The sequence below is a fragment of the Zobellia sp. B3R18 genome (assembly GCF_018860715.1).
GTDB classification, from domain to species: domain Bacteria; phylum Bacteroidota; class Bacteroidia; order Flavobacteriales; family Flavobacteriaceae; genus Zobellia; species Zobellia russellii.
In genome coordinates this window covers 1-11,818 of record NZ_JAHKQG010000014.1, presented here as the reverse complement: position 1 = coordinate 11,818, position 11,818 = coordinate 1, and the positions used below count along the sequence as shown (strand labels likewise).

13 protein-coding genes are annotated in these 11,818 nt (G+C 34.3%); 10 read left to right on the top strand and 3 right to left on the bottom strand.

Translation table 11 applies throughout. The features are described 5' to 3' along the window. Nucleotides 1-10: 10 nt before the first annotated feature. From KO513_RS16795 to KO513_RS16785, 3 genes are read right to left on the bottom strand one after another with little or no spacing between them, the layout of a single operon-like run. On the bottom strand, nt 11-877 hold the full coding sequence (locus KO513_RS16795) for a TssN family type VI secretion system protein (protein WP_215914420.1): 867 nt from the start codon (nt 875-877) through the stop codon (nt 11-13). A 6-nt stretch (nt 878-883) separates the two neighbouring features. Next, nucleotides 884-1,789 carry a hypothetical protein gene (locus KO513_RS16790; protein WP_215914419.1) on the bottom strand — a complete coding sequence of 302 codons (906 nt, stop codon included), beginning with the start codon at nt 1,787-1,789 and terminating at the stop codon, nt 884-886. Between the two features lie 2 nt (nt 1,790-1,791). After that, nucleotides 1,792-2,418 carry a C40 family peptidase gene (locus KO513_RS16785; RefSeq protein WP_215439436.1) on the bottom strand — a complete coding sequence of 209 codons (627 nt, stop codon included), beginning with the start codon at nt 2,416-2,418 and terminating at the stop codon, nt 1,792-1,794. Nucleotides 2,419-2,473: 55 nt separating this feature from the next. Here KO513_RS16785 and KO513_RS16780 point away from each other — a divergent pair, with 55 nt between their 5' ends. From KO513_RS16780 to KO513_RS16735, 10 genes are all read left to right on the top strand, one after another. Next, on the top strand, nt 2,474-3,493 hold the full coding sequence (locus KO513_RS16780; RefSeq protein ID WP_215914418.1) for a PKD domain-containing protein: 1,020 nt from the start codon (nt 2,474-2,476) through the stop codon (nt 3,491-3,493). 428 nt (nt 3,494-3,921) lie between these two features. Further along, nucleotides 3,922-4,311 carry a type VI secretion system tube protein TssD gene (gene tssD, locus KO513_RS16775; protein ID WP_215439439.1) on the top strand — a complete coding sequence of 130 codons (390 nt, stop codon included), beginning with the start codon at nt 3,922-3,924 and terminating at the stop codon, nt 4,309-4,311. Between the two features lie 312 nt (nt 4,312-4,623). After that, a complete protein-coding gene (locus tag KO513_RS16770) occupies nt 4,624-5,076 on the top strand; it encodes a hypothetical protein (protein ID WP_215439441.1) in 453 nt (150 codons plus the stop codon). Nucleotides 5,077-5,082: 6 nt separating this feature from the next. Then, nucleotides 5,083-6,441 carry a DUF5458 family protein gene (locus KO513_RS16765; protein ID WP_215439443.1) on the top strand — a complete coding sequence of 453 codons (1,359 nt, stop codon included), beginning with the start codon at nt 5,083-5,085 and terminating at the stop codon, nt 6,439-6,441. A 138-nt stretch (nt 6,442-6,579) separates the two neighbouring features. Beyond that, the gene (tssD, locus tag KO513_RS16760) at nt 6,580-6,969 is read left to right on the top strand and encodes a type VI secretion system tube protein TssD (RefSeq protein ID WP_215914417.1); all 390 of its coding nucleotides are present in this window, start codon (nt 6,580-6,582) and stop codon (nt 6,967-6,969) included. A 48-nt stretch (nt 6,970-7,017) separates the two neighbouring features. Continuing rightward, the gene (locus KO513_RS16755) at nt 7,018-7,980 is read left to right on the top strand and encodes a hypothetical protein (RefSeq protein WP_215914416.1); all 963 of its coding nucleotides are present in this window, start codon (nt 7,018-7,020) and stop codon (nt 7,978-7,980) included. Beyond that, complete coding sequence (locus tag KO513_RS16750) at nt 7,967-8,461, top strand: hypothetical protein (protein WP_215914415.1); 495 nt, start codon at nt 7,967-7,969, stop codon at nt 8,459-8,461. The genes KO513_RS16755 and KO513_RS16750 overlap by 14 nt, the downstream gene beginning before the upstream one ends. A 490-nt stretch (nt 8,462-8,951) precedes the next feature. Next, nucleotides 8,952-9,254 (top strand): hypothetical protein, encoded by a 303-nt coding sequence (locus KO513_RS16745; RefSeq protein ID WP_215914414.1) that lies wholly within the window; start codon nt 8,952-8,954, stop codon nt 9,252-9,254. A 922-nt stretch (nt 9,255-10,176) separates the two neighbouring features. After that, nucleotides 10,177-11,190 carry a DUF4138 domain-containing protein gene (locus tag KO513_RS16740; protein ID WP_215914413.1) on the top strand — a complete coding sequence of 338 codons (1,014 nt, stop codon included), beginning with the start codon at nt 10,177-10,179 and terminating at the stop codon, nt 11,188-11,190. Then, nucleotides 11,187-11,723: a conjugal transfer protein TraO gene (locus tag KO513_RS16735; RefSeq protein ID WP_215914412.1), complete on the top strand. Its 537-nt coding sequence runs from the start codon at nt 11,187-11,189 to the stop codon at nt 11,721-11,723. The genes KO513_RS16740 and KO513_RS16735 overlap by 4 nt, the downstream gene beginning before the upstream one ends. Nucleotides 11,724-11,818: the final 95 nt, after the last annotated feature.

Sequence of the window (11,818 nt, the reverse complement as noted above, 5' to 3'; positions counted from 1 at the left end):
GATGTTCTTTTTATATGCGTTGGCAAATGACTACATCGCCATCTTTTAGGTTATTATCTTCTACTGTAAGCTCTGAATCAATATGTTTAGAAGCCCCGTACCACTTAGGTTTGCTATAAAAATACCAGCCGTGCGGGTCATCGGACGTGTCAGTAAGTTCTATTTTTGTGGTTGCTTTTTTGGCATTGTAATCATTAATAAAAAAATAAAACAATCTACCGAACTCCATATTTTTTGGAGCTTTGGCCTTAAAGCTAGTCATATTTCTGGCTTCGGTGTTTTTATAGAACATGAAGTTGAGTATAATCATGTTCTTTAGCTCGTAATGCTCCGGTGTGTCATATTTTTTCTGAAGGGGGTAGTACCATTTTGTATATAACTTTACAGGAATGGAAACGGAATATTTATAGAGTACAAAAAAGCTAGTAGGCACTGTAAATGCAGCCATCGTCAAAAAATAATAGGACAAATACTGCAAATCTTGATAGTGTGCTGCAATCATGATCACAGGAACCATTATAGCAAAAGAGGTAATTATGCCAAAAAGTAATTCTTTAAGACCCTGGTTGGAATCGAATTTATCAAAGAGATAGCGATAGAAAAACACGTGAAGCCCACCTATAATTGTAGCAAAGGCAAGCATCCAGAAATAACGGAACATTACTGTAGACTGCCTTAAGTTGTATATAATGGCTAAAAATATACCCATTACCGCAATTAATGCCGCAAGATAATAGTAGTATTTTTTCCTTCTTTTTTTGAACCCAGGGGTTTTTCGACCAATTAGGCCAAGTGCCAACAAAATAAAGACCAAGACAATCGCAAAAGGAATCAAGGCCTCTATGTTTATAAATCTCTTTAGGTAACTTCCAATCATAGGGGTCTAAATTGTAGCGGATACTCCAAGTCTTCCGGAATATACATCTTCACTAATCACAAATTTTCTTTTCTTTTCGGCCAGTGTAAATTTTATTTCAAAATCGGCTTCATAGGGCAATGTATGTTCTAAAAAGAATTGAATTAGCGTATTAATTTTTCCATTTGGCATGTAATCAACTATTTTATCAGGTTTTCTAATGTTATTAATGATAAAAATGTATTTTGGAAGAAACGTAACCGGTTTTCCTTCTGTTGCCATGTTTATGCCCAATTGCCACGGTTCCTGTTTGGTTTCCGCTGCTATTGTGGCGTAATCCTTCTCAATTATTAACTGTTCTTCAATAATATTTTCCAACACTATTTTTAACAACGGTAAATTACCTGCTATCTTATACATGAAGGGCATAGTCTTTAAAATCTTTGCGGCTATGCTCCCGGGAATTCTTGAGTCTATCTGCCATAGATTCAACAAAAAATCTACTAATTCTGGGCTACCTAAAGATTTAAAGGTAAGGTCTTCTGCCGATTCTATAGCAACCCGCTGCAAGAAAAACTCAGTTTCCAGAGGGCTGAAAAACTTTCGAGCATTTTCTTCCTCAATTTTTCTTCCGTTGTAATCGGTAACCATTGTTTCCACATACGGCGTACTAGAGTAGGTGCGATGAAAAAAACGTTCAGGAAAAATATTGTAAAAACTTCTACGGCTAAGTTTAACCTCTAAAGTGTTTTTTTTGTCTAGACTTTCTTCTATTGAGGTGATGTCCTTACTAAAGCGTCTTTTGAAAAAATCAGAGAGTACAATATCTAGTTCGGTCTCTTCATTTAAGTAAGAAATAAAAGTTTCGGCCTTTAGGTCAAAATCAAGGTCAAATAACTCTTGTCGTATTTTATCTGGAGATAAGGGGGTCATTTTTAAAGGTTTTTTAGCAAGCGTGCGCCGGAGACGAACCTATCTTGCCAATATTTTGAGTTCAAATCAGCAATTTGAACTCCAGTAGGGGAATTTGAGCCTGTAAATTTTCCGTTTTGAAGGTAAATGCCCACATGGGAAACCACTTTATCTTCATCTTTTAACCTAAAGAAAAGCAAATCTCCTTGCTGCAAAAACTTTTGACCGGAAAAGTGTGCTTTAATATCCAAATTAAATTGTTCTATGGAAGTTCTTGGGAGCTCAAAACTATATACTTTTTGATAAATATCCCTCACGTACGCAGAGCAATCCACTCCACTTTTGGTAGTGCCGCCCCATAGGTAAGGTGTGTCCATCCATTCATATATACTCGCATATAGTTTTTCGTTTTTAATTTCTTCGTACGGGATTTCTAAAAGTTCAGAAAAATGTAATCTTTGTTCTTTGCTAAGATATGAAGGTTCAACAGTAACTATTTGTTTGTTATCTTGTGCTTCTTTTTGGGCAGCTAAACGTTTTGATTTTTCCATTTCTTGTCTGTAATACTCGCCTTGACCCGCTACCGAGGATTTATTGGCACAACCGGTAATCAATGCAATAATTAAAAGAAAAGACAGTTTTAATTTCATATTAAAAATCGTACATTTAATTGAAAGGAAGAATGGATAAAATTAGAGATTAATTATGAATAATAAAAGTATTAAAACTCACTTTGATAGTAACGTGTTTATCACTTTTTTAGTATTGTTATTTGCTGGATTGGCCCTTTTTTCTTTTCGTTTGAACAGTGAGGTAGATTGTAGTAATGTAGATTTTGAGATTATTTCAAATTCCTACACTACAGAGGATTTGATTGAGTTTAAAAGTACAGATGCTTCAGGGTTTAATTGGACTTGGAATTTTGGGGATAATGAACCGGAAGCGTATAGGTCCGATGTTGTTCATCAATTTAAGAAACCCGGTAAATATTCCGTTTCCTTAAAAATGAACGGTGAGTGTGTAGCTTCACGTGAAATAGTAATTTCCAAAGACAAAATAATACGTGATGCAAAGCTCATACCTAATATTGTTCTACCAAAAAAAGTTAGGGTAGGAGACGAAGTTGAATTTTTTAACGATTCTAAATTTGCCACCTCATGGCAATGGAGCTTTGGCGAAACTGCAGCAGTAGATGGTAATGACAGAAGGGAGAAATATACTTATAAAACTCCTGGCGAGAAAACAATTCTATTGGTCGTGAATGGCGATCGTAGACATGAAGCTAAACGTATTTTAACTGTATATCCTTCAAAAAAGAAAGAGCGTATTGGTAGAAGCAGAAACGCAAGTGCCCCTATAGAGAATGTACTGGCTACAATTCCGGAAGCGCCAAAAGAAGAGGAGCCTGTAGTTGAAGATAAGGACAATGTAGATGAACCACCTTATATTGAAATTTCAAGTGGAGAAATAGAGGATATGTTATTAAGGTACTCGGTAAGAAACCTTGATGACATTAGTATTCGGAATTATTTTTGCGTAACGAATATTCCCGTTTTCAATAAAAGTGGAGATCGGTTTACCGTTAGTCAGTTCTTTAAAGCCGTTAGGGATGTTAAGATTGAGATTAAGAGTCTTAAACTGTACAGGGACAAGAAAACAGGTTGCATAAAAAGTATGACTGTAGATATGCGCACCAAAAAAGGATTGTTTTGGAAGAATTTTTAGTGAGTGCATATAAGCAAGCGCAATCATAAAAAATGTATTTGACGCACAAATTTTGTTTAAACCGATAAATGGTGGCTGATTTAGTTTTTTTATAAAATTGGATAATTTCTTTTCTGCGTAACCAAGAATCGGTTTTTAGAATAAGTTAGTTTTATGAATTTTCACCTATAATGCGGTAGGCTTAGACTTAATAAAATTCAGTGTTGAGATGATAATTTTACAGTGAATTTAACTTCAGAAATTAGTTGTATTTAGCTCTTTGAAAATAGCTATTTTCCTACGTTATTTTTTCTGTAGAATAATTATAAAAGCTTGCACTTTATCGAAAAATATTTGGAGAGTATCAGATATTTAATAGTTTAGCATCGTCTTATTGACGTTTATATAAATTTTTAATCAGGTATTATTTACCGCAAAAATCATTTTTTATGTCTTTTAAAGCTAAATTAAATTTAGGAGGAAAAGAGTACAACATCTTAAACTGTAACTACGATCTTTTTCAAGAAACAGATCCAACAGGTCGTCCATCTTCTGTTACAAGAGGAGGTAAGATTACTGTTACTGTAGAGTCCAATGATGACACCGCTGGTGTTGAGTTAATGATGGATAACTTTGGTAAGAAGGATGGTTCTATAACGTATACAAAAAGAGATACGGATGCTACCCTAAAAGAAATCAAGTTTACTGAAGCCTATATGGTAAAGTACAGAGAGAATTTTGATGCTACTGGAACCAATCCTTTAACGGAGACTTTTACTTTGTCTGCTAAGGAATTGAGTATTGGTGGTGGTCAGCACCAGAACGAATGGGTAATGTAATCCATTTTGCAATATTTTTTTGAAAAGGAGGCAAGCAAACGCCTCCTTTTTTTTACTTTTCAAATGAATGCGCCAAGCTTTTACAATTGTATATTTTGCTTTTTAGCTGATCAAAATGATTTCTAAATAGTAATAATGCCCGTGTATGGCAACACGTTACCGGTTTGGTGTTTTAAAATGCTTTAGTTGTGTTTTTGTTGTAGATGATATATGAAGCGTAGTAAAGAAAAAACTTACTCAGGCTCATTCAGGTACTTTGTTTGCGTATAACATTTTTTTGAGTAAATTTAAAACTTAAAACAATATATAAATATGGCTATTGATAACGTAGGTATTGGTGGTAATGAGGTAAAAGGTGACGCTAGTGAAGCCTTAAACAGCATTCCACAGAACAGGGCTTTAATTGCCGGTAAACTTACCCCTAATGCACCAGTAAAGCCTGAAGTGGTGGAAGGTCTTAGAACTGTTGAAGATATTTTTGAGCATTACGAACCCGAATTAAAAATCCCGTTTGAGGACAAGAACGGCGGTACCGTAAATGAAACCTTGAAGTTCAGAAATCTTGGTGATTTCGGTAAAAAAGGCATTATCAATAATAGTGTTTTCTTAAAAGAGCTTGAAATAGAGAGCGATCAATATAAAAAAATGATCAAGCAATTAAAGACCAATAAGATTTTAAAGGCCGCTTTGGAAGATCCTGACGCTAAAAAATCTTTGGTCGACACCATAGATGCTTTAATCGCTGAAATTAAAAACGCTAAATAATTCTACATGGCCGATACACAGAACAACCAAAAAGCCGCACAGTTAAGTGAAAAACCTTATGCGGAACAGATAAAAGAAAAATCGGATGGACTTGTCAAATACGGCGGGTACGATCTTTTGGAATCTGCCATTGATGATGTACAGAATCTGAACCCCGATCGTAAGGCACGTCGGAAAATGTTCCTTACGGAAAACACCAAAAAACAAGAGCGTAACGATCTCTTGAAAAAATTGGAGCTTTGGTCAGAAACACTTAAATCTGGTGATGATATCATAGATTTAGTACAGGCAGCAGATGATAAAGCAGCTTTATCGCAGCAGGTACTAACAAAAAATTTAAAATCTGCTCTTGAGGAAACTCGTGAACTTGAAACGTCCTACCGTTCCGTAGCCTTGTTCTATAAGAATACAGATTTACCATCTTTAAAAAATGTTTCTATTATTAATGCGGAACTAGATCAATTAACGGATTTGGATAATACCCGTTTCTTTGATCATATAAGAGAAGAGTTGGTTTCTAAATATGATCGTTTGGATCTTCGTGAAAACTACTCTCTTATGGTTCTTCCTGGGTATTTAGGCTCTAAGTCTGTTGTGGATAAATGGGCAAAAGTAGCACACGATAATAAAGTTACCTTAGTGACCGATTTTGCACATTTAGATGAGCCGGACGATGTAATGGAAATGTTTGAAAGTGCCAATTTGGCTAGTGGAGATATGTATTTGTCTAACACTATCATGACCTGTAACTGGTTGGTAGGCCGTGGCAAACACGAAGAAGTAGGCGAAGAAGAAGATGTACACGTACCGCCTTCTGGAGCCCTTGCCGGTAAAATATATAAAACCTTAATGTCTCAGGTAACCGCAGGTAAAAAACACGGTGGTTTAAGTGAGGTAGATGGCGTAAGTTTTGATTTAAGAAAAAGTGAAATTGCCAATCTAGAGAACCTAGGTCTTGTACCTATGGTTAATGAATATGGTAAGGTTATGGCTTTTTCTGCCAAGACGCTCTTTAACGGAGATAACTTAGGGCTTCAAACCTATTCTGTAGTACGAGTGTTTGATTATGTGGCCAAAGTATTAATGGACTTTTTAAACCGTAGGGCTTTTGAAAACTTTAGCACAAAGACTCGTAATGAAATACAATCACAGATTGTACGGTTTTTAGATGATATTACAGGGCCGGACAAACTAATTGAAAATTTTGAGATTAGAAGGTTTGAGCAAGACCCGAACCAAAAAGACCGTATTTATTTAGATGTACGCCTAAAACCTTATTTCCCGGCTAAAAACTTTATGATCAAAATGGATGGTCAAAAAGGAGACGAAGGTACGGATTGGGATACAGAATACGCACAACAGTAAGACAGCTCTAAACGAAGTTGTATCTTCTAAGATCTTGTTATAGAGAATAATAAACAAAAACTTGGGTTTTGTAAAGGAGGCTTTTGCTTAAAAGTTAACTTGTAAACAGTAACCCGCTACTTTAAAAACCTGAAAATTATGTCATTTTTAGCAAAGCTTACTGTTGATGGACAGATTTATAATGTACTTCATTGTATCTATAATTTTAAACAGCCTATGGATAACACTGGCAAGCCGGCAGGTAAACCATTAGGTGGTAGAATTAAATTAACAATAGAATCGCAAGGTAAATACGATTTATTTCACTGGATGAAGGAGCCGGAGCAAACTAAAGATGGTTCCATTGTTTTTTTTAAGCGAGACGCCTTGTCTAAGCTACAGGAGGTAAAATTTTCTAAAGCGTATTGTGTTAGTCTAGAGGAAGAGTTTGATGCGGTAGATGAGATGCCCATGCAAAAGACACTGGTTATTTCTGCAAAAAGTATCACGGTTGGCGATATGGTTTTCGAAAATAGCTGGGGAGAATAAATCCTTTGCTAGCCACTTTTCAAATTTTAATTTAAAAACACTTCGCTCATGATTGGAATGGAAGATGTAATTCAGCGTTACGGTATAAAAAAGGCATTACAGAAAACAAAAGTTGCGGTGTCAAATATTAATACTGAGGATATTGATGAATTCAACCATTATAGTTTGGAGGGTGAAGAAAAACGAAAGAAAAGAACGAGTTCGGTTTTAAAACGAAATTTAAAACGGGCAATGTCTAACCAAGAGTTTAGAGATAACGATCCTTGTAATTGTGGAGGTTCAGATTGGTATACTTTTACCGATGAAAATTGTTATAATGAGTTGGATGAAGTTGTGGTTTTTGGTGTCAATAAAAAAGCACAAAGAGTGCCTGTTTTAAATTCCAGCCTTGTTAAAAAAAATAAGTGGAGGATTGATGTTAGTTTCAAAAATCCATGGCCAGAATATAGATTGGATTATTTTGAAGACCGGGTTAGCGGTTATTATATAGGAGGTAGTGTAAACTCTTCTGAAAACTTTGGAAATCGAATAGGAAAGAATAGTAAAATATACGGTTCTATTGATACTTCAGATATGACAGCTTTATCAGGTGGTGGTGGTGCTATGAAGTTTTGGGCACATAAAGCTAATTATCTTAAACATTTGTTACGAGCAACTCGAGATGCTAAGTCGGCTTATGATCATGGTACGGCAATAAGGGATATACATGATGATTTAGTCGCAGAAACTATCGATAGAAATTTGACACCATCAGAAAAAAAGTATTTGTTGACACATAAAATCCAAGATTCTATAAGATTAGTGAAAAGTAACGATACCCTATATAGTTATGAAAGGATTCTTCCGAAAATGACATACAGGGATGGAGCGTTTTATGATATTGGTTATCGAGAAATCAATGATACTCTGGTTGATAAACGACAGCTTAGTAAATTGAAGGAATTTATAAATGCTACCAATAAAAAAAATCTAAAATTAGCTGAAGAAAAATTTGATAATGGAAATTACTAGAATTAGCATTTTGGGAGTTTTATTGATTTGTTTTGGATGTCGAGACGGTAGGGATACTATAAAGCAAACAAAAAGTGTAGAAGTACTAGATAAGAAAACATTTCAAATCATTGGAACTGATAAGGCAATGAAGTATTATCTACCGGATACTATTCAAATAAATGATACGTTGAAAGGTCACTTAATATATCGTTCAGAATTTGATACAATAAAAAATAACGACACTCATGTCGTTGATTTTTATTTTACTAAAACAACTTCTTTATCTCAAAATTTCGAAGAATTCAAGAATAAAAAATGTGATACATTCGTAAGAATCAGAGATAGTATAATTCCTATTTATGATATAACTTTTGAGAAAAAAGGTAGTCAGTTATTTGAAGGGTACATAAGAGATTATCTATTTATAGATAGAGGCAACGATAGCATACAAATAAAAACGAGTACCCAGCATGTTATGTATAATGTTTATGTTAAATGAGAAACTATAGAAATGATTTTCAGAGGTACAAACAATTATGAATATTAATGTAGAGGATAATAGATTACTTTTTTCATGTTTCAAACAATTGGAAGTGTTTTCCGGTTAATTTTCATTTATAAATTTGATATAAAAAAATGAATCTAGCTCATAAACCTGATGGTAAAATAGAAGTAGCAAAGGAAATAAAGATTGGAGGCATAATTTTTTTGATTCTTGTTTTAGCAGCTGTAATCTTTGGGTATTATAGTTAATCCTCACGCTAGCGCTCGTATTTTACGAGTGTCATGCAAAGTAAGAACAGGTATTATATGCCTAAAATTTAAGATTGATTTTATAAAGTAATTACAAGCTAAAACAATAGTAAATGCGCTATTTTGCAATTTTGGCTGTATTGTTTCCGTTAGCTGTTTCATGCTAAGAAAAAGAAATCGATTTAAACGGAACTTGGCACTATGAGCGCCGTTCAAAGCCGGAATTAGGCTTTACCATGAGAATAGATGGTGTAGGTGTTATCAAAGAATCAAACGATGCACCGGAAGACGGTGACGACATGGATCATTTTTATTTGGTTTTTGATAATCAGGGTCAAATGATCGAATACAAGGTAGGAATGGGTTTCCGTTCAAAATATAATATTTTTGATAATACTATTTATTCAAATGAAGAACCGTTGTATCAAATAGTGGCCTTTAGAGATAGTCTAATGGTCATAAAACAACCCAATGAAGTTGATACTGCCACATATGAAAAGGTAGATACAGATTTAGGTCATCTAGAAATCGTAAATTGAAAAAAAATACAACAGATTGTAGTAAAAGGAGATTGCCTTTCCGTAGCAGAAGGAAAATGATTTTTGACTATAGATATTAGTGGATTTTTTGTTCAAACTACACCCGCCAAAATTTTTGCGTTACATTTATTATCGCCTGTACATTTTTGCAATGGAGACTAAAAATAGCACTCCAAAGACCTCAGTTGCTATTACATTGGCATTTACACATATCTTACAACTTTTTTTTCTCACTCTCGTGTTTCTATATGCAGTGAATGATAAAACTATTTTGGTGTCGGTTTTTACTGGAAATAGTAACGTAGTAATTGCTATTATAGCTTTAGTGTTTTTATATTTCTGCGAACTTTTTTATCATTATAAAGATAAGCACTTAAAATACTTGGCAGAATTTGAAATGGAAAGCAAAAAAGAGAAAAATGTAGGTACTTTTTATCTGATATCATATTTAACCGCTAGTTTTTCACTTCTGTACATTGGTTTGATATGGTTGATTCCTAAAATATCACCTTATTATAATTGATATAACTTTTAAGGTCAAAGATCTTGATAGTTTAGTTAAGACTTATTTTCAAATATAGGTGATGGTTATCAACATAATAAAACATAATTGCCTCGCACAAATTTGTGGATAGATGCCTATAAATAAAAAAGTCCTAGAAAATACTTGAAGGGATGATTGTATTAGATTACGCAACAGGTTAACCCTTCGTATTCAATATGGATTATTGGGTTAAAAAAGTGTGTTGTAATTGTTTCTTTTGGTGTCATTCCTCTTGTATATTAGGTTTACAGTACCTAAAACCCTTAAATCCCTCTCTTAATCGATTATTTGGGTAGTTGTCCAGTTAATTAGTATTTTTGTGTTTTTCATTCTCGTGTAAGACACTAAATTATTCATTGAAAGAAATTACACCTACTTATGAAGTCGTTCCCTATAAAACTTATTTTTTTTCTGGGTAGCCTGTTATTTTCGAGTCACATCATTTGGTCGCAGACCCCTATTTCTGTAAAAACTAATGATTTTGTAACTACAACCATATTTTTTCCATCTACTATTAAAAAGGTAGTTCAGCCTGCAGCAAATTTTAGTTTTAGCTATGAAAGTGGTTCTAACATTGGATTGCTGAAAGGTAGGAAGGGTAGGGCAAGCAATCTTTTGGTTATTACCGAACAAGGTTATATCTACTCGTTTGCATTGAGTTATGCAGAGGAAGTTCCGGAATTCAGTTTTATTCTAACAACAGATCAAGCAATCAGTAAAACCATGTCAGGTAATGGAGAGAGCTCTAAGAGGCCTGAAATTGTTGAGCAATCTTCTGGTAATGACAGTCAAGAAACTGTGGAAACCAATGAAATTCCTATTGAAAATGTCACAGCCAACAATCAACGAAAAAATAAGGTAAGCGAAGCACTAACTACGAATGTTTCAGAAAGACAAAAAGATACGATTGTTCAAGAACCGGTGTACATGAGTAATGATGATACGGAAGAAAAAGATTTGTATGATGTAGATCGTGAAGAGTACTATCGCATTTTTTGTGAAAATAATTATCTGCAGAAAACCGTATTTAAACGGAGTTTTAGACAAAACAAAAAAATTGCTGTTCGGCTCAATAATATTCTGGTGGATCGGAACGAGAAGTATTTTGTGGTGCAAATAGAGAATAACTCAAAAAGAAAATATGATATCGCGGGGCTCAGCTTTTTTAAAAAAGCAAAAGTGGGGCAACTTGAAAAAATCATGAACCCCCTATACACTTTTAATCTTCAAGAAAGTATAGATCCAGAAGGCATAAATGAGGTTGTTTATGTGTTTAAAAATTTTAATATTAGTGCCAAGGAAAAAATTTCTGTAGTTTTAGCCGATGCAAATAGTGACAACTTGGTGATACTGCCACTCGATTATTTATTAATTAATTCTCCCTCGAATTGAAACATATCACAATTATATTTTCATTGCTATGTTTTCCAATACTAGCTTTTTCTCAAACTTATTCCAATACTTTCTCGGTATCTGGGGGGCTATTTGGTGATGGTTATGGAGGAGAGATAACGTATAATACCAACTTAAGTGAAACAACCCATACTCAAATAGCTTTGAACGGTACTTATGCTAACTATAAAAGTGGAGCCGTACGTATTCCATATATGAGCGTAACAGCCAGTTATTCCTATTTTATAACAGTTTATAGTAGAAACAGGAAAATGCAGTCACTTTCTTTGGGAGGAGGAGCTTTGGCTGGATATGAGTCGGTTAACAACGGAAACTTGCAGTTAAGCAATATCGTATCCGTTGATGGGGAGAGCAAGTTTATATACGGCGGTGTAGTTACGGCAGATTTGGACATTATACTTACGGAACATCTTTCGTTATTGATAAAGACCTCTGAGTTCTATCATGTTAATAGTGATTTCGGTAATCTTACGAACTATAGTGGTTTGGGTATCCGTTACTATTTCAACTGATCTAGAGCGGTATGGATTTAGACTTTATTTTCGTCTTATCCAAGAAAGGATACGTTTCATCGTTGTTCATTATCAAAAAAGTTCCTTGGTTATGC

Excerpts from the sequence above, each read along its gene's own strand:
- KO513_RS16795 (WP_215914420.1), bottom strand. The coding sequence starts at position 877 with ATGATTGGAAGTTACCTAAAGAGATTTATAAACATAGAGGCCTTGATT.
- KO513_RS16790 (WP_215914419.1), bottom strand. The coding sequence starts at position 1,789 with ATGACCCCCTTATCTCCAGATAAAATACGACAAGAGTTATTTGACCTT.
- KO513_RS16785 (WP_215439436.1), bottom strand. The coding sequence starts at position 2,418 with ATGAAATTAAAACTGTCTTTTCTTTTAATTATTGCATTGATTACCGGT.
- KO513_RS16780 (WP_215914418.1), top strand. The coding sequence starts at position 2,474 with ATGAATAATAAAAGTATTAAAACTCACTTTGATAGTAACGTGTTTATC.
- tssD (WP_215439439.1), top strand. The coding sequence starts at position 3,922 with ATGTCTTTTAAAGCTAAATTAAATTTAGGAGGAAAAGAGTACAACATC.
- KO513_RS16770 (WP_215439441.1), top strand. The coding sequence starts at position 4,624 with ATGGCTATTGATAACGTAGGTATTGGTGGTAATGAGGTAAAAGGTGAC.
- KO513_RS16765 (WP_215439443.1), top strand. The coding sequence starts at position 5,083 with ATGGCCGATACACAGAACAACCAAAAAGCCGCACAGTTAAGTGAAAAA.
- tssD (WP_215914417.1), top strand. The coding sequence starts at position 6,580 with ATGTCATTTTTAGCAAAGCTTACTGTTGATGGACAGATTTATAATGTA.
- KO513_RS16755 (WP_215914416.1), top strand. The coding sequence starts at position 7,018 with ATGATTGGAATGGAAGATGTAATTCAGCGTTACGGTATAAAAAAGGCA.
- KO513_RS16750 (WP_215914415.1), top strand. The coding sequence starts at position 7,967 with ATGGAAATTACTAGAATTAGCATTTTGGGAGTTTTATTGATTTGTTTT.
- KO513_RS16745 (WP_215914414.1), top strand. The coding sequence starts at position 8,952 with ATGAGAATAGATGGTGTAGGTGTTATCAAAGAATCAAACGATGCACCG.
- KO513_RS16740 (WP_215914413.1), top strand. The coding sequence starts at position 10,177 with ATGAAGTCGTTCCCTATAAAACTTATTTTTTTTCTGGGTAGCCTGTTA.